This window comes from Bosea beijingensis (genome assembly GCF_030758975.1).
Classification (GTDB): Bacteria; Pseudomonadota; Alphaproteobacteria; order Rhizobiales; family Beijerinckiaceae; genus Allobosea; species Allobosea beijingensis.
Window position 1 is genome coordinate 4454647 of record NZ_CP132359.1, and the last position, 23387, is coordinate 4478033.

Genomic DNA, 23387 nt, shown 5'->3' on the forward strand with positions numbered 1-23387 from the left:
CGCGGTATCTCCGTAGAATGCGCCTATGGATTCTATCCGATCTCCACGCCGAGCAAAGCGCCCCCGTCGCTCTTCCGAATCCTGAAGGGGAATTCGATGTCGCAGTGATCGCCGGCGACGTGCATGGCAGTTGCACGGCCGCCGTGGAATGGTTGGCGGCGGCCCCGCAGTTGCAGGGAAAGGCCGTCATTTTCGTTCCGGGCAACCATGAGTTTTTCGGCTCGGTACTGCAGGACAACCTCGCCGCAGGCATCCAGGCGGCAGCCCGAACCGCGGGGCGGGTTCGCCTCCTCCATAGAGCCCAGGTGACGATCGACGCGATCCGCTTCGTGGGCTGCACGCTCTGGACCGATTATCGACTGCTCGGGGCGCCAAAGGCATCAATGGTGCTGGCGGGCGAGGAATTGGATGATCACAGACTCATCCGGTATCGTGAAGCCGGCGGACACATCAGCCGCTTTATGCCCTGGCTCGCTGCTGCAGAGCATCGCCGCGATCTCGCGTTCCTCGTCGACGAACTGTCAAAGCCGCACGCTGGCCCGACTGTCGTGATCACTCACCATTTGCCTTCCTCCGCCTCGATCGCGGCGCGCTTTTTGGGATCAGCGCTTAATCCAACCTTCGCCTCTAACCTCGAATGGCTCCTTCGTGAGACATCTCCCGATATCTGGATTCACGGGCACACTCACGAGGCGGTCGATTACAGCGCTTTCGAGACACGAGTGGTGTGCAACCCAGCGGGATACAGCCCAGGGCGGGCTAATGGCTTTCGCTCGAATCTCATCGTGGACCTGACGGAACGCAACAGCGGGTAATTCGTGGCGCGCCCCTGCTAAGTTGCCGGCCGGCAACTTTGTAGTTCGCTGATCTGGGCAGGCCTTCGCGTTAAGGTTTCGTTTACCCAATATCGCTTGCCAGAATCACTGCGGCGGAGACACTATGCACGGCAAGTAAGGCGATATTCGCCATCTTCCGTGTATACGCGAGTTTGATGTGAACACGATCCCCAGTGCCCAAGAGGCGGCGAGTGCGATCCACAAGCTGGTGGGAGCGCATGCTCGCGAGCTTTCGTCGAAGCTCCAAGCTCACCGCGTCCAGCTATTTCCTCCACGAGCCCAGAAGACACTACGCCGATTCTCCTCCACTGAGGCGGCCAAGCTGATTGGGATCAACGACGGATATTTGCGGCGGCTCTCGCTCGACGGCAAAGGGCCGGAGATCGACGTCAATAAACAGGGCAGGCGATCCTACACCATCGACGACATCCAAGCGCTTCGCGTGCTTCTCGATGCGAACGGGAAGGCAGACCGAAGGTATGTGCCAACTCGTTCCGGCCGAGAACACCTGCAGGTTATCGCTGTGGTGAACTTCAAGGGTGGAAGCGGGAAGACCACCACGGCTGCCCATCTCGCCCAGTACCATGCACTCCGCGGATATCGGGTTCTGGCGGTTGACCTGGATCCCCAAGCGAGCCTTTCCGCCTTGCACGGCTTTCAGCCGGAGTTCGATGTCGGCGACAATCAGACAATCTACGGTGCGATCCGATACGACGGGCAGCGGCGGGAGCTGAAGGACATCGTCCAGAAAACCTATTTCACCAATCTGGACCTCGTCCCCGGCAACCTCGAGCTGATGGAATTTGAACACGAGACGCCGAAAGCGCTCCTCGAGGATGGCCGCGGCAATGGCATGTTCTTCACGCGGATGGATTCCGCCCTCGCCACTGTTGCTGAGAACTACGACTTAGTCGTTTTCGATTGCCCGCCCCAACTCGGCTTCCTGACAATCTCGGCGCTGTGCGCGGCCACCGCGGTGCTTGTGACTGTGCACCCGCAGATGCTCGACGTCATGTCGATGTGCCAGTTTCTGATTATGACCTCCGACTTGCTCAGTGTCGTGGCGAATGCCGGCGGCAATATGAGCTACGATTGGATGCGGTACCTGATCACGCGTTACGAGCCTGGTGACGGTCCGCAGAACCAGATGGTCTCGTTCATGCGCTCGATGTTCGGCGACCATGTCCTCAACTTTCCAATGCTGAAGAGCACGGCAATTTCCGACGCCGGCATTACGAAGCAAACGCTGTACGAGGTAAGTCGCGAGCAATTCACTCGATCAACCTACGACCGCGCTCTCGAAGCCCTCGACAGCGTGAACGGGGAAATTGAGCATCTGATTTTGAAGGCTTGGGGTCGGCAGTAATGGCTCGAAAGCACGACTTTACGAACTTGAATCAGGGCGAGTTGCCGGCCGGCAACTTTTCGCAAGAGGCTGCTCCCATGCCCGCTAGCAGGTTCGCTGCTCTCAGCGGAATGGCCTCGAGGCCGGGAGCAGTCGGCGCCGTAGCACGAGGCTTCGAGCAGGTCTTGTCTCAGGCTGTCATCGAGATCGATCCTGCGCTCATTGACGCTTCGCCAATCGCGGATCGACTGGCGAATTCGGACGACGATATTCAGGATCTCGTCGAGTCGATGAGGGAACGAGGCCAGCAGGTTCCTATTCTGGTTCGACCGCATCCGACAAATGAGGGCCGCTATCAGATTGCTTACGGCCGCCGGCGCGTACGAGCAGCGGGTGTCCTCGGCCGCAAGGTGCGCTCTGTCGTCAAGCCTCTCTCTGATGACGAGCTCGTGGTTGCGCAGGGGCAGGAGAATAGCGCGCGGAAGGACTTGTCGTTTATCGAGCGCGCACTCTTTGCGTCGCGCTTGGAGGAGGGCGGGTACGACCGATCGGTGATTATGTCCGCTCTGTCGGTGGATAAGACCGGATTGTCTCGGTTGATCTCATCCGCCGTAAAAATCCCCGCGCGAATTATTGAGGCGATCGGAGCGGCACCCAAGACGGGTCGCGATCGATGGATCGAACTGGCCGCGCAAATTGAGAAAGCGCGCAGCCTCACGTCCGTCGACCAGGCCGTCGCGAACCCCAAATTCTCTCAGTTGACCTCCGATGAACGTTTTAATGCAGTCCTTAAGGCTGTCTCGGCGAAGCAGGAGCGGCGCAAGGCGCCGAGCTCTTGGGCGACATCGGAAGGCACTCGGATTGCAAAAATCAAGGATGACGCCAAGGCCACAACGCTGGTCATCGATAAGAGGATCACGGCCGACTTTGGAGCGTACCTGGTCGAAGCCCTGCCAGAAATCTACGCGTCGTTTAAGCGCCGCGGAGATGCGTAAGCTGCGTTCCCGCAATCCCAGGAGATAAACCGCAAAAGAAAAAGGCCCCCGAAACGGAGTTCCGGAAGCCCTTCTCAGTCATAAGCAAACCGAGAATCGCACTTCCACGAATCACCGTCAAGAGTCTCGCGAGAGATTGAACGCCGTTTCGGCGAGCGGATTTCTTTTGCCTAGCGATAGGTGAAGGAAGATGGTTTCCCATATCTCAACGACGCCCTTTGGGCGGCGGACGCTGACGCTCGCCCACGTGGCTAGCCAAGCGCTCGCGAAGGAACGGCTGCCCGAAAAGGCGGTCCATAAGTGGAATCTATTCCGGGATATCTGCACGGCGAAGGCTCGGCTGGGCGTGAACGAGCGCGCCCTGGCGGTTCTAGACGCCTTGCTGACCTTTCATCCGGAGACGGTGCTGACGGGCGAGCAACTCGTCGTCTTCCCGTCGAACCAGCAGCTGGCTCTCAGGGCACACGGCATGTCGCCAGCGACGCTCCGCAGGCACCTGGCAGTCCTCGTCGACGCGGGGCTGATCATTCGTCGCGATAGCCCTAACGGGAAGCGCTACGCTCGGAAGGGCAGGGGAGGGGACATTGAACTCGCCTTCGGCTTCGATCTGTCTCCCTTGGTCGTTCGATCCGCGGAGATCGAGAGCTCGGCCGAGGACGTCAGGCTCGAGGAGCGAGGCCTGAAGCTCGTGCGTGAGCGCATCACCATCTGCCGGCGCGATATCGCCAAGATGATCGCGACAGCGATGGAGGAGGGCGTGCCGGCTCACCGGGCGGGGCAGGGACCTTCGACTTGGCAGGAGATCCACGCTCTCTATCGGGCTATCATTGGCCGGATTCCTCGCACTGCTCCGCGGGAGGCGCTGGAGCCGATTGCCGATGAGTTGTCGATGCTGGCCGATGAAATCCTCAACCTTCTGGAAATCCATACAAAAGCTCAGAATCTAAGCGCCAATGAGTCTCATTCTGAGCGCCACAAACAGAATTCAAAACCAGACCTTCCTACTGATCTTGAACCTAGCTTTCCAGAAAGCAGGGGTGGCGAAGTCGAGACTGCTCCTGAGCCGGTGAGGAAGCCAGAACGGGCATTCCCCCTGGGGATGGTGCTCGACGCCTGCCCAGATATCATCGACTACGCCCGCGGCGGAATTTCCAACTGGCGAGACTTCCTCGCGACTGCGGCCATGGTGCGATCGATGCTCGGGATCAGTCCCAGCGCCTGGTTCGATGCGCAGAATGCAATGGGCGAAACCGAAGCTTCGATCGTGGTCGCGGCGATCCTGCAGCGCGGCGAAGCGATTTCCAGCGCCGGCGGGTATTTGCGCGGCCTGACCCGAAAAGCTGAGGCCAATGAGTTCTCGATTGGGCCGATGCTGATGGCGCTGATCGGAAGCCGCCGGCGCGAACCGAAACGGGCGTAAGCGAGCCGCAGATTGCTGACATGCCGGGATCGTGGCCGGCGTAAATCTGGTACAAAGGACCTGCTTGACGAGGATTGCACGATGGACTGGAAGCCACCCACGCCGATCGACACTAGCCCCGAAAATCGGGCCCGGGTGAGCGGCGCTGCTATGCGAACCTTTCTGAATATCGCGCGGGTTTGGGAGCTCGATTTTGCTGCTGTTCGAACTCTGTTGGGGATGCCGGCGGCGATCCAGTTTCAAGCATGGTACGATGCCGCTCGTGCGGAGGAGCAGCTCACGCTTGAAACCGACGTCCTGATGCGGATCTCGGCCGCGCTCGGCATCTACCAGTCGCTTCGCGTGCTCTACGGCTCAGAGCGCGATGGCTTAGCCTGGCTTCGAGACGCCAACCGTGGGAATCCCTTCAACGGCAGAGCTCCGATCGAGCTGATGCTGTCGGGCTTCGATCCAGGGCTGATGGATGTGCGCCGTTACTTGCTCGCCAAGGAACACGGGGCAGGTGAGGCTCCAAATGAGATCGACAAGGATTTCAGGCCTTATACGGATGAAGATTTGATCTGGAGATGAGCGGCGTGAAGCCTGAAATTAGCCTAGGCGCGCGACCGCCGCGCCGTCTCTACAAATACCGGGCGTTCAGCGATCGCACATTGAGTATGCTCATATCGGACGAGTTGTATTTCGCAGATCCGAGCACATTCAATGATCCGCTCGACACTAAGCCAACAGTCGTTCCGGACCTCAACCCTGATCAGTTGGAGCGAATCCTACAGGACTTGGTTCAAAGGCGCGTGCGCGCAGAGATGACCGCAGCAGCAAAAACGCTGCGATACTCAGGCCTGAAGACAATCGCCCACATCGACGAGAAAGCAGTTCGTCAGGCAGCAGCACTGATCGCAGAGGCCAAGTACGAGGCTACAAACCCAGATTTCGACGGGGTCGATGGCCATACGCTGATCCTAGCGAACTACATCCAATCGGAATTGCTCCGTCGATATGAGCGCGGAATTGTTTCGCTCGGAGAACGTGCGACGTGTCCGCTTATGTGGAGCCATTATGGCGATCAACATCGCGGGGTTTGCATCGGCTACTCCGTGCCAGGAGGCATCGAGGGCTCGTTGCTGAAGGTAAAATACGGAGGAGATCGAGCAGTCCGAACGAGCTTGGTCGAAAGCATGCTTCAAGATAATCCCGAGGCAGGTGGGAATCTCGACGCGGCCGTGCTGGGGGTGAAGGCGCGCAGTTGGAGCTACGAGCGGGAATGGCGTTTGATCGATAAGCGCGGTGTACGCGACTCTTCACTCGAGCTCGAGGAGATTATTTTTGGTATTAGATGCCAAGTGGACGTCAAATTTGCTGTGGCGCGCGCGTTACTCGATCGCAAGCGGCCGATCAAACTTTACGAGATGATTGCGATGCCGGGCACCTTTCACCTCAGGAAGGTTAGGCTTGAAACGGACGAGATGTTTGCAATGCTACCCCGCCGAGCACGAGACATTCTTGATGATTTCGAAGACCTAGACTTGGATGTCGGGACCGGACGTGCATAAGACTATAGGAGGCAAGTGGTCCACGGCATGGACATTGGATGTCCATGCCGGAGAACGCTGGTCATCCGAAGCCTCAGTCGCTCATCATGCTCCGAAACTTCAGAGTGGAATGCGGGCTGCGCGCTGAATAGCCCGATACCTCGCAACCGTTTCGCGTCGGCCCATCTCCCTTCAGAACGATCTGATCGCGGCTGGCGCTATAGCGACCCGAAACCTTGTAAGGTGCCGGCGCGCAGCCCTTCTTGAAGGCGTAGGCGGTGCCCTCGATGCGGCCGCCCTGTTCGATCGTGCCGCGGAATAGGATGGCGCGGGGAGCTACCGTTCCCTTCAACGCTGCCTTCGGTTCGTCATAGGCGATAATACCAGTCCCTCCATCGACATGGACGAGCGATCCGTTGTGATCCCAGACGCTCTGCATTCCGGAGTAGTCGTCTTCTCCGAGGACCATCTTCTCGTGGCTCACGGGCTTCACCCCGCCGAGTCCCAGCGGACACAGCGTCTCAAACTGCACGGCGAGGGTAAGGCCGCCGGAAGCGTTGTCGGTTCCGACAATTTCGCCACCAGCAGTTGAGCGAAATTTCACGCGACCGTGGCCGTCGCCACCTGCCCAGACGCCGTCGGCCTGGTATCGACGGGCGTCCACCGTCAAAGATCCCTTTGAGCAATCAGCGCTGATCGCGATTTCCTTGTTTTCGAATCCCGGGCCAAAGTCCTTGACGCAAGCCCTATCGCCCGGTCGCCAGTTCTCACACCATTCCTTCATCTCCGCCCGCCCGATGCGAGCTCTGGCAAATGCATTCTCGCCGTTATAGCCGCCCTTCGCATATATGGCGGCGTACGGCATCTTTGGATGAATCGTGAGAAATTCGTCGGCCAGCGCGGGTGAGACTCCCAGCAATGCAAACGCAGCAATGATCTTGAAATTCATCGAAAACTCCTGTCGCACGGCGAACCTATTCGGATCGGATTGACGGGCCGCAAAATTCAATAGTGAAAATTGCTCGGAGAGATTTACGGTACATCAGTGCGCCGGGCACCTTCGAACCCGAACCGCATTGGCTGCGCGATGGACATTCCGAATGATGATCGTGAGGGGCATCCAGGAAATCGAGCATCATATCGCGACGATCGATGCGTCGACGAAGCGGGCGATCGAAGGGATAGCCGCTCTCACCAATCCCAAGGAAACGCTGCGGCAGATGAAATTCGAGACCGTCGGACGTCACCCGATCGAAGACCGCGCGCTGAATTTTGTCGAGCAGATCAATCAGACGTTCTCGTATTTGGTGGCGCTGAACGCGGCGAGATGGTTGCTCGAGGCCCATCCCGACGCCGGCGGCTTCTCGCTCGCACCTGGCGCTCACGCGGCGCAGCGGCTCGATATCATGAGCGTCGAACCTGACCTTGTCGGTGCCGAGGCCTTTGCCGCGACCAGCCCGCGATCCAACAACAAACTCGACAAGGACCTGAAGCGGCTCGCCGCAGACCCCGCCCGCCATCGCTACGCATTCTTCTATTCGCCTGGCTTCGAGCCCGGGCGCCATCCTCGCCTCGAAAAGGTGGACGGCGTTCAAGTGCGTTGCGTGGACATCTGATGCTGCGTTGGCTGGCCCGTCGGCGGGAGATTTCTCGGTTGGCCGAGATGGAGGCGACCAATCTCATCGGAGGGGAGGGGGCCGCAGGCTATTACACCGCTCGGTCGGTTGCTCGGAAGGCTCGAGAGATTGGCGATCGCGATGCCGCCCGTCTGTGGTCGAGAGTTGCGCGGATTGTTGCTGCTCGTACCGGATTGCAGCCAGGCCGATCGAAAATTGGGCGTCCCGAGTCGGAGTGGTGATGGCGGTTGCTATACCGGCCTTGTCGAGGGACCCGGGATTGTGCTTCACCGGCGGCCGACTCTCCCCGCCCTTTGAATTTCGCACACCAGAGGAATTGACGTGTTTCAGATCAAGGCCGTGATCCGCGGCAGCAAAGTTAGCGAGCGCGCCGCGTCGGCGACCGATGCCCTTCGCCGCCTCAAGGATATCCAGGCCCGGGCTGGCGTCACTGCATGCACGGTGATGAAGGGTGGTGTTCTTGTAGCGCCGGCAGAGCTGCTGAGCGCGGCGACCGTCGAGGAAATGCGGGCAAACTCGGGAATCTAGACGGACGATTGCTCGCAGATGGCAAGGGAACCCCTCGGCTTCTATGCGGACCCGCGGTCGAGGTCGGAAAATCCTACGACAACCGCTGCATGCCGAAGCGAGTCTCGGATTCCAATGGCGCTGCGCGCCGAAGGTAGAGCTCGCGATCAGTTCCCTCGATGGCCGCCGCTTGATCAATTAGCTTGAGATCCTCTGGGCTGATCTCGACGCGGACATTAACGACAACGTCCGTCGGGCTGGAGGTAGGCTCAGTACTTTCGGCCATAGATCGATTCCTTCGCAACGGCGGTTCGTTTCAAACAGCGGACCCTGCTCCCCGAACACTGCCTGGCCTCTGTCGCGATCCCTTATCTCGACCGGGATGGCGGGGGACGCCGGCAATCACCCGATTAGGCCCCATCGGAAAGCCTATTTTTTTTCCTTTGCCCGTGGGGTTCGCACTTTTGAACCCTATCAGGGCGCCGTTCTTCGCCGCCTTCCAGCTCGCGATCCACGCCAGCCACTCCTGGCTCACGATCCGGATGACATTCGTGAGGTTCTTCTGACCCGGGCGGCGCCGCTCCTGGATCGTGATCAAACCGAGCTCCGCCGCTCGCCGCGTCGCGTTCTGCACCGTCGTGCGGCCGACACCAGCCCGGGCCGCAATCTCGCTGATGAAGCTGGTACATGTTCCGCGCAACCGGACCTCCTCGCGAATGATCATCAGTGCAGCGAGCTCGGCCGACGTAAAATGAGCGGCCAGGCGAGGTGGCATCGGGCCAGCAGCAACGAGCTGACGCCGGCGGGCCAAGGACGCTGCTGATCGGCGCGACGGCTGAGGACGGCGCGGCGGGAAGATTGAAAGTGGACGAGGCTGTTTGCCCGGCGCTGGTCCATTCTGCGATAGCGGCCGGCGTCGTGCTTCAATTCGCGACGACAACTCCTCTGCCGCCGCGTCATCGAGGGCACCTTCGGCGAGGCCCCGCCATACGAGACGCATCATCTCGTCGAGCGAGGTGGCGGTCTGGGCGTCGCTGATCGCCTTCGCAAGCTGTTCGGCGGCAAAGCCGAGGACGATCGTGCGCGCCGCGCGCGCCAGCATCCCCCTGGCGATTTGCGCGCCAGAGTTGGCAATTTCCTGCATTTTTGTCCCAATAGGCTGGGACGTGCGCGGACGGATCGAACATTGAAAGTATTGGAACTGGCATTGTCCCGCTTTTTCATGCGGGTACACGCGAGCCCTTGATAAATTCTCTGGGCTGCGCTACTACATATCCACCACGACGGTAGCAGGCACAGTCTGTTTTACTCGTCAATGCGGCCGTCGAGTTACCAGCTCGGCGGCCGAATTTTTTCACTCACGTCTTGCTGCATTCCGAGCTGATGAGCCGCCGGACGGCCATTTCAAAGATTTCAGCGCGGGCCGGCATTCCGAGCTGCATTTTCAACCGATCGACCGCCGCGACCACGTCCCCGCTCATCGGGAAGCTGACATTGACCATGCCAGCTGCCCGTTGCCGAGCTCGCATCCGCCTCGTTGAGGCGGTGCACGCTGCGCGTCGCGATAGGGGAGAAGTCTCACCGGAATCGATCATGTTCACATGTCATCACAATCTAATTGCCGGATCAAGCGCTATTAGCAATCTATATCATGATCTGAGGTCTTGATGAGCGAATTTTGGGTAATTTCGGCGCTTTGGCGAATGAAGCGGCGGGGATAAATTGCCAAATTTGTCGGGCTGGGCGAGCCGGGTACTAGGGGTAGATGGTCATGTTGCGCAGCGTCGCGCTTTTCACAGAGACAGTGCCCTCGGCTGGATCGGATGCCAGCACGATCACAATCAGGTCGTCATCGTGGAGGATGGCGGCCGACCTGGTGATCAACCGGATCTGCGCTGCTGAGAAGCCGACGGCGATCTCACGGCCTGCGGCGAGCTCTTGCTCAATCGCGCGACTATCCAGCTTCCGGGTCCGCGCGGCCGCGTCGAGCAGCAGGACCTCGTGCAACTGATCCGCGATCTCTGGGACCGTTCGCCCGGCGAAGAGCGGTGCTACCGACGCTTGAAGGTCGAGGAACTGCCCGGTCATCCGAGCCCCCTCACCGGCCGCGATCTGGAGTGACGCGGCGAATGGATTCTCGAATGCATTTGCGGATCTCATTTCGGCTCGAGCTAGGGGCGCAGCGCCGTACACCGCGATTGTCACCCCAACGGCCCACGAGCGGATTTTACGGACGAACAATCGATATCCCCGCTGCCATGGCCTAGTACCCGCCGATCCGCCAAGTCGCCCAAACGACGGCGATCATTACGACGTACATCATCCAGAGGCGGATCCACGGCCAGAACAGTGTGACGGCCAGAGCAACCCACACGCCCGTCATCGCCCAAGCGAGCGCCTGACCGAGGAGGTCCTGGAGTACGGCGAGAGCGCGCTCAAAGCCGTATCCCTTCTCGAAGCCGATGATCAGGGCCAAGAGGGCGAGCAGGCCGTAGAGCGTCCAGTCGGGCTTGCTAGCGGGCCTTGCGGCGGTGTCGTCGTCGTCGGTCATATTCGTCTCAGCTGGCCAGTCCGTGTTGTAGAATCGGGGTGGTACGAGGATCCTTAACGGCCTGACGTTTCAGCCGCGGGCGATGCGAGTGCTGGCGGCGAAGAAGGCGGGTTCTGCAGCCGCTGAAGGCGATCGGCCAAAAGCGATTGCTCCGTAGCCTTCCGTCGAAGTAGTTCGACCATTGCGGACCACGCCCAGGGCGGAGCGCGATACTCACCGCGTAGCCACCGGCGCAAAGTGGCGGTGTCCAGCTTCTTCTTAGGGCTATAGGGCTCCAAAGCGCGCGCTAGCGAGGTTTGCCACGTAGACCCGAATAGGCAGCTTCCGATTTCATCCAACGCCCGAACCTGCCATGTGTGCGTAATGTAGGCATCAAGTTCGAGCCCGATGTTATGAAGAAGGGTGCCTTCATCGTCATATCCAGACGAAATATAGATGCAGATCGCACTCCAAATTTCTTCGGCAATCGTTTCTCCATAGTTTTCGTTTCGTCCTCGCCAGTCGAAAAAAGCCTTCTTGCCGGCTCGCCGGACGACAGCTTTTGCTGCCGGCGACAGCCCATCTACGTTCAGGAACTGAACGGCATCATTGACACATCGATCGAATTCCGGAGAGGTCATTCCGATTGGAAAAGAGATGGTGTCCTCGCCAAGGGGGAGGTCGATCCTGGCTCGTTCCGTCTCGGTGCCCCGCAAGACTAGAATGTCATTCCGAATGGCTTCTGCAGCTGCGTCGAGGGCCTTATCTACCATTGCATAAAAATCCATGCGGACCCCTCGCAGCGCTATCCTGAAAGCCTATCTAGCGTCGTTCCGGTGCGATGTCGCTCGGCCCCGGCAAGCTTCGAAAATGCGGATCGAGAAATCCCGTTCCAAGCGCTTTCGGAGGCGCTCAAAATAAAACCGCTTCATTTGGAGAGCCGCCGCTGGAAACTCGTCCGCGAAAAGGACGCAGTCCAGTTGCCAATTGCAGTCCGCTTCAATCTCATCGCAATAGGCGATCTCGGCCTCCACTTCGCCCCGGGCATCGCCAATCAGGTGGTGAGGCTCAAACTCGGCCCTCAACTGAGAAGCTTCTTCATCGAAAGCAAATCGCTCCGCATCCCAAGTTGGCAACTGAACTGCCTTTCCAAATGCTAGAGCAGTAACTATGCTAGTGCCTTCGAAGGCGATCACATTATCAAACGAAAGCGTGTCAAAATACTGCTTTGCGAGTGCTCTGCACTCTGCGCGCGTCGGCGCGCTAGGTGCGATATTACGGATAGACATATTTTGCCCCATGGACGGTAGGCTCGCTGGCCGTTGAAAGACTAGTATCCCTTAAAAAAGGGAATCGCAAGGCGATCTGTGGCGAGCGTCAAAAATTTCTCGCCGCGAACGCGCGAGCGACGCCCGTCCATACGGTGCTCTTGCGGGGCAGGGTTGGAGAGCCAGCCGACGATTGGAAGTATTGTGAGTGTTGAATCACGGTCCACCTCAGTTTGTTGAGATGGCCATTTTTATTCAGCGAAGGCCGCGCTGTGCATTTGCATCAAGCGGGGGTAAATGCAGAAAGCCGGACCCGCTCAGCGCCCCACTTAATCGCACGAATGCGCTAACGGGCGGGCTGGGTGGAGGCCTCCGCTCCGGTGAAAACTTCACGCTATTTTGGTAGGCTGCTGGACCGCCGCGGTCAAATCCTTTTGGAAGGTTGGCCTTGACAGTTTGTCGCAGCGGTCATCGCGCGCTACTGCCCCACTGTCAGCACTAGGTCCTCGACGAAGCGGGTGTTGGAGAACAGAGGCCCCGCCGGATTGCAGACAATCCGCGCTCCGGACGATCGCTGAATGTCGATACTGGCGTGGATATGGCCGTGGACCCAGAGTGTGACCGTGCCTGCGTCCGTCAGATCAGAGAGATCCGACGCGGAATTCCCTGCGATCCATTTGCCTCGAATGGGCGGCGGCAGGCAGTCGGCCAGCGGGGCGTGGTGCGTCACGACAACCGTGGGCAACCGGCTGACTGCGTTCAGGTGCGATCGCAAGCTCGCGACCGCTTCAGCGTGGAGGCGCCTCGCATCCGCGACGGCGAACGCGCGAGCGCCAGCCTCGTCGCGAACCTCGATGGTCTCTCCGGTCAAGCTGGCGGGGTCAACATCACCGCCCAGCTGATAGTCTGACCAGAGTGTGGCGCCGATGAATCGACAGCCGCCGAGCTCGACTGCATCGCCCTCGAGCAGAGTCACACCAAATTTTTTGGCAGCCTGGCGCGCAGCTGCCAGGTTCTGATGCAGCTCGCCTCGGAAGTGCTCATGATTGCCGAGCACAGCGAAGATGGGCTTCCGGCCGGCAAGGCCTCGGAGAAATTGAAATCCCCCGGCGATATTGCCCTGCCAAGTGTCGCCGGCGGACAGCAACACGTCGAAGTCGGGGCGCTTTGGGTTGAATGCGGAAGGAAAAGGAACCGTCTCAAGATGGAGATCGGACAAGAGCCAGAGCTTCAATCAGGCACCCTTGGAATCGAAATAGTCGAACTGCCAGCTTCCCGCGGCCTTCACATGCGCCTGGTGGTTTGAATCCAGGTAGCAAACGAGAATGTCGAACGGCGGAACTCTATCGTCCGACGAGCCATCGTCTAGAAGGTCGATCACAACACATCGCGGATATAGCTCGCTTGGCGTGCCCAAATCGAAATTCTCTCCGTAGATCGCGGTTCGGAAATGCTCGGCAGGGCGGAGGATGTCTCCGACCTTGAGCAGTTTCGGCTTTGAGTACCGCTGCCCGACGGAGTCAACCACGGCCATGTACTCGTCGACTGGAAGTTCAGGAGCGGCTTTCAGCGGAGCGGGAACGAAGCTCGCGCTGAAGGCAAGTCGGTTGTCTTCGAGCCTGACGAGATCACCGCGTTCGATGGCCGCTGCAACGATGCTATAGACGTTGTTCCTGGGCCCTACTTCGGGGAAAAGGGTCAGCATGTCGTCATAGGTGAACGGCTTCGGATGCGGAAAGCGCGCGGCCAGGCCTGAGAATATCTCGATGCGCCGGGCCTTCAGGAGCCGCGGCCGCCTTTGACGCTCCTCAGCTTCACCCGCCTCAACATTTGCTGCAGCGCCCGGCGGCGAACCGAACGCAAATTCGCCGCGGGCCATCCTCTTGAGCTCGTCCCGTTGGACTGCTGCACTCAAAAATTCAAATGCGCGGTGATAGTTGCGGAATTCGGGATATAGCTCCAGGACGGTATGCGTGTTGAATGTCGCGCCATCCTGAAATTTCGCCTTCAGCTCCGCCAGGATCTCGGTGCGACGCTGCTTTTTTAGATATGGCATTTTTCCAGATTCGTTCGAATCCACATTGGCGTCGGACAATGGTCACCTATCTGAAATTAAACCCGCACCACGGGCAATTATTTTGTAATTTTTAATCGGCAATTTTTCACGCGATGTCTACCGGAAGTCGAACTCCGTTTGCATGTCGCGTTGGATATGTCGGGCGCGTCTATCGTCAGCCGGCGACCGTTTGGGCGGAGAGTCCGCCGCCTGGCCTGCGGCGTCAGGCTGCAGACCGAGCATCTCCTGAACCGTCGTCGCTAGATCGGTCCAGTCCCTGCCCTTCAACGGATTGGAGAGACCTTCCGCCCAGCTCATAATAGTCATCGGCGCGACAGGCAGATTTGGCATTGAGCCGGTCGAGAGGGCGGCACCGACCCAGAGAACGCCCGCAAAAACCGCGTACTTCACGATCGTGAAGATCCGACCCATGATCCAGCTGACGACGCTGAACATCGCAATCGCAAGGGCAATCGCGAGCAGGATTGTGGAATTGATCATTCGAAATGGCTCACTGAATTGAAGGGGGCGCCCCGAAGGGCACCGGCGGCAAGCGTCACGCGCCTGAGCGGAGACGGAGCAGCATTTCCGGGGTGGCGTAGATCGGGCCAATCTGGTCGGCCGCAAACCGCCTATTGGCGATCGCCGCCCAAACGTCGACTTGCTCCTGGAGGCTCATGTACTCGAACTCGCTGGCGCCGAGGCCGTGCTCAGCCAGATCCGCGCGGTGAACCCGCAGTCGGCCAACGCAACAATCTGCCTTTCCGCGGTGTGAGAGAGCCAGGCGTGCTACGGCATCGGCATGGAACTTCAGCACAGGATGAAGGTCGGACGCCTTGATGGCGTCTGCGATCTCAGCGCGGAAATAGCTGCTTTTCTCCAGCGACGCCCAGCGTGCGAGCGGTGCCCCCTTCCGGGTGAGACAGGCGGCGTCGAGGTCGAAAACGCAATAGGGGCCGCCCTTTGCGGAGAGCCCGCGCCGCTGCGCCGGGGTTAGCTGCTCGAAACGATGGTTCGCGAGACCCGCCCAGAGGTCTACCTGCCGTTGAAGGTCTGAGGCGATGAGCTCGCCCGGAGTCAACCCGACGGACGCGACGGCCGAGCGATTGAGTGACATGACACCAAACCGCCCGTCCCGGGGCTGGCCTCCGGCGACAATCGCGGCGAAGCGGCCGATGATATTTGCGTGCCCCTGCAGGTCCGCGCGGAGCGGAGAGGTCATAATTGCTTCGGAAATCTCGCGGGCCGTAAATGCGCGATCAGAGGCAATGGCGGCGGGGGACACGATTGCTGCTGCGACCGCTGCGGCTGCGATGAGGGCGTGTTTAATCGTCTGCATAATTGCGTTCCTGGTTCAGAAATTGTGGGACTGGGGCAATCGGGATCAGCGCCTGGCGCTGATCCGCTTCTGGGGCTGCGGCGCCTGCTTGATCTCCCTGCGCTGGAGCATGCCTGGTGCGGGTGCCACGGGCGACAGATCTGAGGGCGTCTGGATCTCGAGGGTGGTCGACAGGAGATCGAGATAATCGTTCCTGACCGAGCAGAACGCGTCCCACTCGATGGCGTAGAAGCCAGGCTCGAGATCAATTCCGCCGGCCGTCGTTATCGCGGTCTTCGCGGCTCGCGGATTGAATTCGATGTTGCCGGATAGAGCCGAGATTGCCTGATCGCCGATCAGCACGCCAAGCATGCATTTCGCTTGGCCGGAATGCTCCGGCGTGACGCGCCCGTCGCGTTCAATCGTAGTCCTGAAGACGTGACGGCCGCCTTCCTTGGCATGATAGAAACCAATGTTGCGGTACGCGATCATCTCGTTCCGCGGGACATTGGTGCCTTTGCGCTGCTCACCCAGGTTGTAGCGGGTCGCATTGAGCGGGAAGCTATAGAGTGCATCCGGCTCAGGCAGGTACGACAACTCGGTGCCGAAAGTGCCGCCTCCGATCACGACCTTAAAAATACGGCCGACGAGACCTCCCTGGTAGTTGTCGGTTGCCTTGGCGTCGCCGGACGCCGTGGGCGAAGCCGCGGAGCCAGGCTTCTCGGCGCGGAGCTTTTCTATCTCGGCCTTCAATTTCTGGATCGTCGCATCCTTGTCGGCGTCTGGAGCGTGTGCCGTCTTTTGCACCGCAGGGTTGGCCGCTGGCACCGGCGCCGCGACAGGGGGCGGTCTTGAGGGAGAGGGAGACTGGCCGGGTAGCTGCGCCATGGGGCGAACTTTAGTCGGCGCAGCCACGGATTGTGGTTCCTCCATGGAGTTCGGCCCATAGGGGCCCGGAATATTGTCGGCAGCCATCGCGGCACATGACAACGCGAGGGCCGCGGCGGCGGTAGGTAGGGCAATTCTCAGTTTCGTCATTGCAAATCTCGTCGTGAAGGTTGGCCCGTGAATTACTTGAGCGCTCGATCCATGCATTCTGCGATCGTGCGAGAGCGCTCGTGGGTGAGGCACTCGCGAGCGGCCTGAAAACGAGGTTCATCTTTGGGACTCAGCAGGGTCGGCGGCCGCGACCTATCCATCGAGCGATCGACTTGGGCGTTTGCGGCGTTTGATGACTCAGCCTTCAGGCGGGGGATTGCGAAGACAGCGAAAGCTGCTGCGAATGCTGACATGACGAGCGCGAGTCGAAGGGCGTACAGGGAGGGCGAGGTGTTCTTCATGGCGTTGCCTGCGTTGATGGCGGTGGGGGCGACACAACAAGGCGTCGTCGAACCGCCGAATGAGTGCATCAGTGCGAGAGACCGAGGTCAGCGGCGGTGACAACGGCCGATTCCCGACCCTGCTGCGCGGCCTGGAGAAAGAGATCGTCCGCCTTTCGATGAAGCTTGCGCTGCAGATCGGCGAAGGTGATCAGGCCGTGCGTGCCGAGTAGCTTCTCGAGGATTTCGATCAGTGCCGGATCATGGAGGTCGACGTGAACACGATAGGTCGAGGCGGACCGCTCAATCTGCGCGAGGATCAATTGCGCCTGGTCCCGAGCGCTCAGAGCCGGGACGGCGAAGGTACGCGAAACTGCGGCTCGGATGTCTGCCGTCAGGTTGTTGAGTGAATGCACCGGAAGAATGAACGTGCTTCGCGCGCTGGAAACAGCGTCGCCCGACGATCGCTCGATGGCAACTCCCTCGGTCCAGACATTCAGAATGGCAGATTGAACTTCGGGGTGTGCCTTTTCGAACTCGTCGAGGACGATGCAGCCGTTAGGATGGTTGCGCAGGTAGTCCGTCAGACGCCCCCAGCGATCCGATCCCACGAAACCACGCCTCGCACCCAACATGGTCTGCACCGCATCGGCGTGGCTGCAATCTGCCATCACGAGTTTCAAGGCGGTGTTGCCGGCAATAGCCTCGGCGGCCGCCGTTTTTCCGGAGCCTGGGGCGCCGGTGATGGCAATGACAAGCGGCTTGTCCCGGTTGCCGCTGCCGATGACAACGGCTCGGACCTCGCGCACCAGATCCTGGAGGCCAAATAGGAGATGAGAGGAGGGGGCCGGCGTACTTTGTGAGCTGCGATCAATGTTCATCATTGTAGAGTTTCCAGTTTGTCTGAGCGGCCATTAGGGGAGGAACACGCCGTCGACGTGCTCAAGGATCTCGCGGGGAAATCCGGACTTCCGCAGGAGTTGCAGCGACGAGCGGTTGAGCACATCGCGGTCGTTGACCGTGGCGAGCTCCGCGAATTCCTCGGCACCGCCGTCCGTCACGAGCACGATGATTGCCGACCGGCAGGACACCTCGTTTCCGTCGCGATCAAGCAGGAAGCCGCGCTCCCAAGCTGATTTAAAACCCGCGACGACGCCGGGATGCGCCTCCTCAAGCTCGACCAGGACCACGATTGCGTCGGGTTTGGCGCGGATCCGCTCGGCTACGTCTGCGGCAGAGGATGGGCGATCGGCCGACATGTACTCGACGATGGTTGCCACCCGGAGCGCATTCGCGAGGGACAGGCACAGCTTGAGCTGCTTGCCAAATCGCCGGGTTCGCTTGCGGAGCCGGCTGAACGCATCGGCGAGAACAAAGGTCGCGATGGGGCGATCGCCGCGGTCCGCACTGAGACGCCGGAATAGCGCGCCGGAGATCTCGTCGACGATATCATGTTGGCCGGGGCAGCGATCATGAAGCACGGAACGGAACGACCGAAGGCTTCGGCTGGCAATTTCTGTGGGCTGCTGCATTTGGAATCCACGCTGAAATAGGGGGTGTTTAATTGCGAATTTTATTGGAACGTCACAGCCAAGTCCGAAATGTACGCCGACATACGCGAATGGCGTTGGCTTGGCTCGCCGCAAGTCATTTGCGACGCTCAGACGATACGAAATTCGGAAATGTCTGTCAGCAAAAATATTGCGAATTCATAAAATAGTTGGGCGGATGACCGTGATGGTCGCCCGCCCTTGTTGTGCTGAGGGAGGTGTGGTCGAGCTACGCTGCCTTCCCTGGGTGGTGCGGGTTTTGGCCGAACATCCCCTTGAAATCGGGATGCTTGTAATATCGCACCTGGCGAAGGCGCAGCGATCCTTTCTCTTTTTCGTGCCGGTGGAACACGATCAGCTCGTCTCTATCCATCGCGCGAATGTCTTCAGGCGTCATCAGGTGCCGCTTAGTTTGCTTCTCAGAAGTCGATGTACCCCGACTGTGGTTTGCTACGAAGTCGGTTATCTTAGAGCTGTCGCCTGAATTTTCGCTATTGCTAACCTCCATCACCGTCTTATTGCCAAGGGATTCGGCGATATCATTGAAAGTGCTTGGCGGGGCGGTGTCGGACGGCTTGTAGACCTGCAAGAAGTCGGAGTTTGACCGCATAATCTCGACTTTGTTATCGCCATAGGCTTCCTTCAAACCGGCCCAGTCCTGCGAGAACAGCCACATGGAAATGTTGTAGCCAGCCGCCAATTGATAGGCACTCACGACCGCGTTCAATTTTCCGATCGCCGCCGCTTCGTCGAGGAGCACCAACAGTCGAGATTTTGGACGGGTTCGCTCGGCAACAATGAGCGGAATCGAAGCCCACATTCTTAGCCACAGCTTAGCCTCACTATCTTCCTCAAGGGCGCTCGGGGGAACAAATACGAATAGATCTGTATCACCCGCGCAAATATCCTCGACGTTGAATGTGGACTCCGAAACCTGTTCGCTGAGTTCGGGGATGATCATCCAATTCAGGGTGTTCAGGCATTCCGCGACGAGGCTCGCCAGCGTCCTTTCGGAATCCCTCAGCTTCACCAGAACAGAAGCAGCGTCTGCAGGCAAATTGTAGAACTCGGCGCTTGCGGACATCTTCTCGCATTCCGCCTCAAGCGAGACGCCGTCCGGATCACTCCAGGGCAACTGCAGAAGGCGTCGGGCATAGGCCATGTTCCTATTCGCAGGATTGGGATTCACAATGGCCCACGCGAAAAATCCCATGATCACGGTACGGGCCGACTTTTCAAAGAAGCTATTGTCACCCCCACCGGACTTCGAGCTGGAAGCTCCGAGGAGCGGCGAGATCATTGCGGCCAAATCCCGGACGCCTTCTTTGGAGCGCCGAACGAAATCTAACGGATTGTACTTCGCAGACGTCTCGCCTTTGATCACCCCGAATGGATCGAGGAGAATTGTCTTTCGCCCAAGCTCCCGTCTCCGGCGCACGCAAACGCTCCAACTCTCGCCTTTCGGCTCGATGACGACCACGGGGCCCTCCCACGAGTTAGCGGTTGCAGCGAGGATATTGGGAATGATCGCCGAGACGCCTTTTCCGCTTCGCGTCGGCGCGATGGTCATTCCATGTGCCTCGAGTGGATAGTGGACGAGCCGCATCTTCTTCTTGTACTCGATCTGGCCCAGCAGAATCCCGCGTCGACCCTCGCAGAGCGAGATCGCCTTTTTGGGATCCATCCATTTCGCCTGGCCGTAGAGATCACTATCCGAGTCGCGCACGAGGCCGCGATCGCGAGCAACACCTTTCGCCGATCGCAATGCGAAGTCCCACCCCTTAGACAGGAGCTTTGACGATTTAATGAGGCCCCCGACGCCGATTATTGTCGTGCCGGCCGACACGAGCGCGGGGAACCAGTACCAATAGGAGCTCAGAATCTGCCAGTAGCTGTAGCTATGACGCACATGGACCGTGGCCGCCGCACCATAGAGCCCGCTGAGTGCCGAGATACCCCACCAGATGGCGACGATGGAGAGGATGGCGGACACCAACCGGAACTTCTCGTTTCCAAGAACGGCAATGACGAGCACTAGGATCGCCGGCGAGGCCTCCCAGATCAGCTTAAGATACGGGTATGGGATATATGGTGAAATGTACCCGTTATAGCCGAAAGCAATCACTGCGGCCGCGAGCATCAGCAGGCACAAATAAATGAAGGCCTGCGGAATTGATTTTGGCATCATGTGCGGGTCGTCCTAATTTAAATCAGGGCTCACTGGCCCACGTAATTGTAATTACCCATCTGCGATTGCTTTGGCTTCTGAGCCGCGGCGGCTGGGCGTGCCTGGAATACCGGTTCAACCGCTGGGGGAAGGGGAGCTGCTCGAACCGGCGGCGCAGGCAATGACGGTGGTGCGCTCGGAGCAGGTTGTACCCTGGGTGGCTCAGGCGCAGGAGCGGGTTGTGCGACCTGTTCCTTCCGCGGTGCTGGCTCCGGCGACCGCGGATAGTCTCGCCTCCAGCTATCCTCCCGAAATGGCTTCTCAGGCACAGGCGGGGGAGGGGGCTTCGGTCGATCCGCTATCGCGATGCCGAGCGTGGTGGCGACGGCGGTGACGCTCGCGACCTTCCAGATGTGGAGCGTCGACTTGTTCCAGAGGTTCCGAAGTTCCCGCGGCGCGTAGTCAAACGCCCGTGTCAAAAAGTGTCGTCGCTCTCCCATAGCGCTTACGCCACCGGCTCGACGATGAATCGATTGTCCGACAGGTCAATGCGAACAGTCGAGAAGCCACCTTGCTTCGCATCAATGCAGCCATCCGCGATGACCTCTTCAATGCGTCGTCGCATATCGCGGTTGCCAGTCCCGCGCTTTTTGGATCGCTCGATGAAGTCGAACAGAATGTCGGTATTGATGCCATCCTTCCCGGCTTTGATTTTGAGGCCGTGGCTTTCTACTTCTTTTTTGATGAAGTGCGCCGCCACGCGAGCGACATCCAGGCCTTCGAGTTGGGCGAAGCTAAAAATGCCATCAAATCGGTCGAGAAACTCCGGCCGGAATCCGTCCTCAACGAGCAAGTTTGTAGCGACTTTGCGCAACTGATCGCGATCATCCTTGTATTTCAAGGCCGCGTCGCCAATTTCGTCGGACTTCGAGTTGCTTGTGAAGACGAATATAGCTCGGTTCACATAGACATTCTTGCCAGTGCTCGCCTCGGAGAGGAAACCGCTTTCGAATGCCGTCAGGAACTGATCGTAGATCGATTTGTCCGCCTTCTCGACTTCGTCGAAGAGAATTACCGAGTCGGGGTAATCTCTGAGCGTAGCTGGCAACTGCCCCCAGGAATCTGATCCAACGTAGCCTTTGCCGATGCCAAATAGGGTCGAGGCGTTTTCCCTGGTCGTAAAGCGCGACATCGCAAACGCCTTGAAATTGCGGCCCAGCGCTGGCGCGATCAACTCGGCCGCCATGGTCTTCCCAACACCGGGAGGGCCCGCGAAAAATAGAACCGAGACCGGTAGCTTCCGCTTCTCCTTCGACATGGCGCGCCGCATTTGAGCAGTGAAATCGTCGACTACTCGATCCTGGCCGATAAGCTCGGACTTGATCTTCTTCGCAATTGCAACGTTGTCGATGATCTCCGCCTTGGGTTTTTGCTGCAGCCGCTCCTCGAGAGCTTCCTTGTCAGCGATGATGTCTAGAATATCCATAATTCGCAATTTCCAACTTCCGGGGAGACGGTCGAGCATGGCCCCGAGCGGGCCGCTGCTGGTGAGCTTGTAGGCGTGGGCCACGAGGATGAGCGTGACCAACCAGGCGATCGCGCAGATCGCGTACGTCGCCACGATGAACTGTCCGACCAGCCATTGGGCCAGAAGGAACAGCAGGTAGGCGACTATGAAAGGACGAGCCCATTTCAAGGGCAGCAGGAGGAGGGGGATGAATGGCAGGATGAACGCCATGATGACCTGAGCGACCATCCCGCCGATGAGCATTCCCATTGCAGGGTCCTACCAAACGCTCTTGCGGAAATCGTCCGGGCTTTCCCGGAACGGCGTCACGATCTGCCCATTTCGAAAGCCCATCCCGACGGACATCTGCCGCGACAGCGTGTTGATCAGCAACATGGTCTCGGTGCCGGCTTTAGAAAGCAGCACGTAGACCTTGGTTGGCGACGAGGTGAGCTCAACGGTCGTGGTGTTTCCGAGCGTCGAGAAACTGGCCTTCGAGCCGCGATCGCCATCGGGATCCCACGCGTAAAAAAGGCCAACCCGCTGCGTGCCGTCATCCAGGTTGAATCTGAGCGCATTGGCGGCCGAATGATCGAGGCCGAGACCAAGGATGGCGCGCTCCAGCTCGCCGGGTGCAATTTCCTCGGCGGTGTAATGCGTCGCAGGAGGCGAAGCCCAGACGTTCATCCGCTCGCTGAGCTCCATTTGGGAGAGTCGAAGGGGCTGCGGGCCGGACGATGCCTTGGTGCCTTTGCCGGCGATGAGCGCCAGGCCGCCGACCGCTACGGCGGCGAGGGCTCCGGCGCCGACGAGGCGGCGGGTGAGTTTGTGGGGGGAGCCAATTTTACTGGCCGGGGTCGAGATAGCGTCGTTAGCCGAAATCGCGCGCTGATTTTCGGGGGCCGCGCGCATAATCAAGACCTCGTCCAGTCGAGCTGCCTTGAGACGAACGCTGTCACTGCGCATGCGCTCGAAATGATAAACAGCGCGATGCCGTAACTCTGAATGAAGCTGATAAGTGCGAGCTCGCTGGCGACGGGGATAGTGATCGACTTGCCTACCGCCCGGACAAGGTCCCTGGCGGCGAAGTAGGAGAGCACGGAAATGAGCATTCCATTTGCCGCGCCCTCCGTCGTCGTTGGCGCGGCGAGTGCCTCGAAGCCGTCTACGGTCAGTGAGGCGGAGGCTAGAACGACGCCGGCCGCCAGAATTATTGCAATGAGCTTTGCTCCGGGCTGCGCCCACAGACTAGCCGTCGCAAAACACAGCATCACGAGGAGGAGTAGTTGCGGCTTTCGGCGCGCCGCGATTGTTTCAATTCGACGATGAAGTTTGGCGATGATCTCTGACATTTGCGGTCTCAATATCGAGTGTGGGGAATCCATTGGGGCGGCGCTCGGGGC

Annotated in this window: 26 protein-coding genes; 8 read left to right on the forward strand and 18 right to left on the reverse strand. The window is 59.3% G+C overall.

The window, feature by feature from the left end; all coding sequences use genetic code 11:
- The first annotated feature begins 17 nt into the window (after positions 1-17).
- The 6 genes from Q9235_RS21210 to Q9235_RS21235 all read left to right on the forward strand — a co-directional run bounded on the left by Q9235_RS21210 (position 18) and on the right by Q9235_RS21235 (position 6146).
- Positions 18-815, forward strand: a complete 798-nt coding sequence (locus Q9235_RS21210) for a metallophosphoesterase (protein ID WP_306223772.1) — start codon at positions 18-20, stop codon at positions 813-815.
- 178 nt (positions 816-993) lie between these two features.
- The gene (gene repA, locus Q9235_RS21215) at positions 994-2202 is read left to right on the forward strand and encodes a plasmid partitioning protein RepA (RefSeq protein ID WP_306223773.1); all 1209 of its coding nucleotides are present in this window, start codon (positions 994-996) and stop codon (positions 2200-2202) included.
- 164 nt (positions 2203-2366) lie between these two features.
- Entirely contained in the window at positions 2367-3176 is an 810-nt protein-coding gene (gene repB / locus Q9235_RS21220; RefSeq protein ID WP_422678225.1) for a plasmid partitioning protein RepB, read from the forward strand.
- 190 nt (positions 3177-3366) lie between these two features.
- Positions 3367-4596, forward strand: a complete 1230-nt coding sequence (gene repC / locus Q9235_RS21225) for a plasmid replication protein RepC (protein ID WP_306223775.1) — start codon at positions 3367-3369, stop codon at positions 4594-4596.
- A gap of 81 nt (positions 4597-4677) precedes the next feature.
- Entirely contained in the window at positions 4678-5166 is a 489-nt protein-coding gene (locus Q9235_RS21230) for an MbcA/ParS/Xre antitoxin family protein (protein WP_306223776.1), read from the forward strand.
- Positions 5163-6146, forward strand: coding sequence for a DUF2971 domain-containing protein (locus Q9235_RS21235; protein ID WP_306223777.1), 984 nt, complete (start codon positions 5163-5165; stop codon positions 6144-6146). The genes Q9235_RS21230 and Q9235_RS21235 overlap by 4 nt, the downstream gene beginning before the upstream one ends.
- A gap of 73 nt (positions 6147-6219) precedes the next feature.
- Here Q9235_RS21235 and Q9235_RS21240 read toward each other — a convergent pair whose 3' ends face one another.
- Complete coding sequence (locus tag Q9235_RS21240; RefSeq protein WP_306223778.1) at positions 6220-7074, reverse strand: hypothetical protein; 855 nt, start codon at positions 7072-7074, stop codon at positions 6220-6222.
- Positions 7075-7225: 151 nt separating this feature from the next.
- Here Q9235_RS21240 and Q9235_RS21245 point away from each other — a divergent pair, with 151 nt between their 5' ends.
- The gene (locus Q9235_RS21245) at positions 7226-7741 is read left to right on the forward strand and encodes a hypothetical protein (RefSeq protein WP_306223779.1); all 516 of its coding nucleotides are present in this window, start codon (positions 7226-7228) and stop codon (positions 7739-7741) included.
- 342 nt (positions 7742-8083) lie between these two features.
- Positions 8084-8290: a hypothetical protein gene (locus tag Q9235_RS21250; protein WP_306223780.1), complete on the forward strand. Its 207-nt coding sequence runs from the start codon at positions 8084-8086 to the stop codon at positions 8288-8290.
- A 295-nt stretch (positions 8291-8585) separates the two neighbouring features.
- Here Q9235_RS21250 and Q9235_RS21255 read toward each other — a convergent pair whose 3' ends face one another.
- The 17 genes from Q9235_RS21255 to Q9235_RS21335 all read right to left on the reverse strand — a co-directional run bounded on the left by Q9235_RS21255 (position 8586) and on the right by Q9235_RS21335 (position 23336).
- Positions 8586-9413, reverse strand: coding sequence for a hypothetical protein (locus Q9235_RS21255; protein WP_306223781.1), 828 nt, complete (start codon positions 9411-9413; stop codon positions 8586-8588).
- A 214-nt stretch (positions 9414-9627) separates the two neighbouring features.
- Complete coding sequence (locus Q9235_RS21260) at positions 9628-9771, reverse strand: hypothetical protein (protein WP_306223782.1); 144 nt, start codon at positions 9769-9771, stop codon at positions 9628-9630.
- 253 nt (positions 9772-10024) lie between these two features.
- On the reverse strand, positions 10025-10357 hold the full coding sequence (locus Q9235_RS21265) for a hypothetical protein (RefSeq protein ID WP_306223783.1): 333 nt from the start codon (positions 10355-10357) through the stop codon (positions 10025-10027).
- Between the two features lie 175 nt (positions 10358-10532).
- Positions 10533-10820, reverse strand: a complete 288-nt coding sequence (locus Q9235_RS21270; protein ID WP_306223784.1) for a hypothetical protein — start codon at positions 10818-10820, stop codon at positions 10533-10535.
- Positions 10821-10873: 53 nt separating this feature from the next.
- Positions 10874-11587, reverse strand: coding sequence for a hypothetical protein (locus tag Q9235_RS21275; protein ID WP_306223785.1), 714 nt, complete (start codon positions 11585-11587; stop codon positions 10874-10876).
- A 30-nt stretch (positions 11588-11617) separates the two neighbouring features.
- Positions 11618-12088, reverse strand: a complete 471-nt coding sequence (locus Q9235_RS21280; RefSeq protein ID WP_306223786.1) for a hypothetical protein — start codon at positions 12086-12088, stop codon at positions 11618-11620.
- A 457-nt stretch (positions 12089-12545) separates the two neighbouring features.
- The gene (locus Q9235_RS21285; RefSeq protein WP_306223787.1) at positions 12546-13301 is read right to left on the reverse strand and encodes a metallophosphoesterase; all 756 of its coding nucleotides are present in this window, start codon (positions 13299-13301) and stop codon (positions 12546-12548) included.
- Positions 13302-14162, reverse strand: a complete 861-nt coding sequence (locus Q9235_RS21290; RefSeq protein ID WP_306223788.1) for a hypothetical protein — start codon at positions 14160-14162, stop codon at positions 13302-13304.
- 78 nt (positions 14163-14240) lie between these two features.
- Positions 14241-14624 carry a hypothetical protein gene (locus Q9235_RS21295; protein WP_306223789.1) on the reverse strand — a complete coding sequence of 128 codons (384 nt, stop codon included), beginning with the start codon at positions 14622-14624 and terminating at the stop codon, positions 14241-14243.
- A 55-nt stretch (positions 14625-14679) separates the two neighbouring features.
- The gene (locus Q9235_RS21300) at positions 14680-15462 is read right to left on the reverse strand and encodes a hypothetical protein (protein ID WP_306223790.1); all 783 of its coding nucleotides are present in this window, start codon (positions 15460-15462) and stop codon (positions 14680-14682) included.
- A 45-nt stretch (positions 15463-15507) separates the two neighbouring features.
- Positions 15508-16479 (reverse strand): hypothetical protein, encoded by a 972-nt coding sequence (locus Q9235_RS21305; RefSeq protein WP_306223791.1) that lies wholly within the window; start codon positions 16477-16479, stop codon positions 15508-15510.
- A 370-nt stretch (positions 16480-16849) separates the two neighbouring features.
- A complete protein-coding gene (locus Q9235_RS21310; protein ID WP_306223792.1) occupies positions 16850-17644 on the reverse strand; it encodes an AAA family ATPase in 795 nt (264 codons plus the stop codon).
- A gap of 30 nt (positions 17645-17674) precedes the next feature.
- Complete coding sequence (locus Q9235_RS21315) at positions 17675-18292, reverse strand: AAA family ATPase (RefSeq protein ID WP_306223793.1); 618 nt, start codon at positions 18290-18292, stop codon at positions 17675-17677.
- Between the two features lie 247 nt (positions 18293-18539).
- On the reverse strand, positions 18540-20498 hold the full coding sequence (locus Q9235_RS21320; RefSeq protein ID WP_306223794.1) for a type IV secretory system conjugative DNA transfer family protein: 1959 nt from the start codon (positions 20496-20498) through the stop codon (positions 18540-18542).
- A 484-nt stretch (positions 20499-20982) separates the two neighbouring features.
- Positions 20983-22254, reverse strand: coding sequence for an AAA family ATPase (locus Q9235_RS21325; RefSeq protein WP_306223796.1), 1272 nt, complete (start codon positions 22252-22254; stop codon positions 20983-20985).
- Positions 22255-22263: 9 nt separating this feature from the next.
- The gene (locus Q9235_RS21330; protein WP_306223797.1) at positions 22264-22950 is read right to left on the reverse strand and encodes a hypothetical protein; all 687 of its coding nucleotides are present in this window, start codon (positions 22948-22950) and stop codon (positions 22264-22266) included.
- Positions 22899-23336 (reverse strand): hypothetical protein, encoded by a 438-nt coding sequence (locus Q9235_RS21335; RefSeq protein ID WP_306223798.1) that lies wholly within the window; start codon positions 23334-23336, stop codon positions 22899-22901. Before Q9235_RS21335 ends, Q9235_RS21330 begins: the two co-directional genes overlap by 52 nt.
- Positions 23337-23387 lie beyond the last annotated feature (51 nt).

Bases quoted from the DNA above. Each gene is read 5' to 3' on its own strand.
- Q9235_RS21305 (WP_306223791.1), bottom strand. From the start codon at position 16,479: ATGACGAAACTGAGAATTGCCCTACCTACCGCCGCCGCGGCCCTCGCG.
- Q9235_RS21270 (WP_306223784.1), bottom strand. From the start codon at position 10,820: ATGACCGACGACGACGACACCGCCGCAAGGCCCGCTAGCAAGCCCGAC.
- Q9235_RS21210 (WP_306223772.1), top strand. From the start codon at position 18: ATGCGCCTATGGATTCTATCCGATCTCCACGCCGAGCAAAGCGCCCCC.
- Q9235_RS21280 (WP_306223786.1), bottom strand. From the start codon at position 12,088: ATGTCTATCCGTAATATCGCACCTAGCGCGCCGACGCGCGCAGAGTGC.
- repC (WP_306223775.1), top strand. From the start codon at position 3,367: ATGGTTTCCCATATCTCAACGACGCCCTTTGGGCGGCGGACGCTGACG.
- Q9235_RS21275 (WP_306223785.1), bottom strand. From the start codon at position 11,587: ATGGATTTTTATGCAATGGTAGATAAGGCCCTCGACGCAGCTGCAGAA.
- Q9235_RS21320 (WP_306223794.1), bottom strand. From the start codon at position 20,498: ATGATGCCAAAATCAATTCCGCAGGCCTTCATTTATTTGTGCCTGCTG.
- Q9235_RS21245 (WP_306223779.1), top strand. From the start codon at position 7,226: ATGATGATCGTGAGGGGCATCCAGGAAATCGAGCATCATATCGCGACG.
- Q9235_RS21240 (WP_306223778.1), bottom strand. From the start codon at position 7,074: ATGAATTTCAAGATCATTGCTGCGTTTGCATTGCTGGGAGTCTCACCC.
- Q9235_RS21300 (WP_306223790.1), bottom strand. From the start codon at position 15,462: ATGCAGACGATTAAACACGCCCTCATCGCAGCCGCAGCGGTCGCAGCA.
- Q9235_RS21265 (WP_306223783.1), bottom strand. From the start codon at position 10,357: ATGACCGGGCAGTTCCTCGACCTTCAAGCGTCGGTAGCACCGCTCTTC.
- Q9235_RS21235 (WP_306223777.1), top strand. From the start codon at position 5,163: ATGAGCGGCGTGAAGCCTGAAATTAGCCTAGGCGCGCGACCGCCGCGC.
- Q9235_RS21260 (WP_306223782.1), bottom strand. From the start codon at position 9,771: ATGGTCAATGTCAGCTTCCCGATGAGCGGGGACGTGGTCGCGGCGGTC.
- Q9235_RS21315 (WP_306223793.1), bottom strand. From the start codon at position 18,292: ATGCAGCAGCCCACAGAAATTGCCAGCCGAAGCCTTCGGTCGTTCCGT.
- Q9235_RS21310 (WP_306223792.1), bottom strand. From the start codon at position 17,644: ATGATGAACATTGATCGCAGCTCACAAAGTACGCCGGCCCCCTCCTCT.
- Q9235_RS21325 (WP_306223796.1), bottom strand. From the start codon at position 22,254: ATGGGAATGCTCATCGGCGGGATGGTCGCTCAGGTCATCATGGCGTTC.
- Q9235_RS21335 (WP_306223798.1), bottom strand. From the start codon at position 23,336: ATGTCAGAGATCATCGCCAAACTTCATCGTCGAATTGAAACAATCGCG.
- Q9235_RS21330 (WP_306223797.1), bottom strand. From the start codon at position 22,950: ATGCGCAGTGACAGCGTTCGTCTCAAGGCAGCTCGACTGGACGAGGTC.
- Q9235_RS21230 (WP_306223776.1), top strand. From the start codon at position 4,678: ATGGACTGGAAGCCACCCACGCCGATCGACACTAGCCCCGAAAATCGG.
- Q9235_RS21295 (WP_306223789.1), bottom strand. From the start codon at position 14,624: ATGATCAATTCCACAATCCTGCTCGCGATTGCCCTTGCGATTGCGATG.
- Q9235_RS21255 (WP_306223781.1), bottom strand. From the start codon at position 9,413: ATGCAGGAAATTGCCAACTCTGGCGCGCAAATCGCCAGGGGGATGCTG.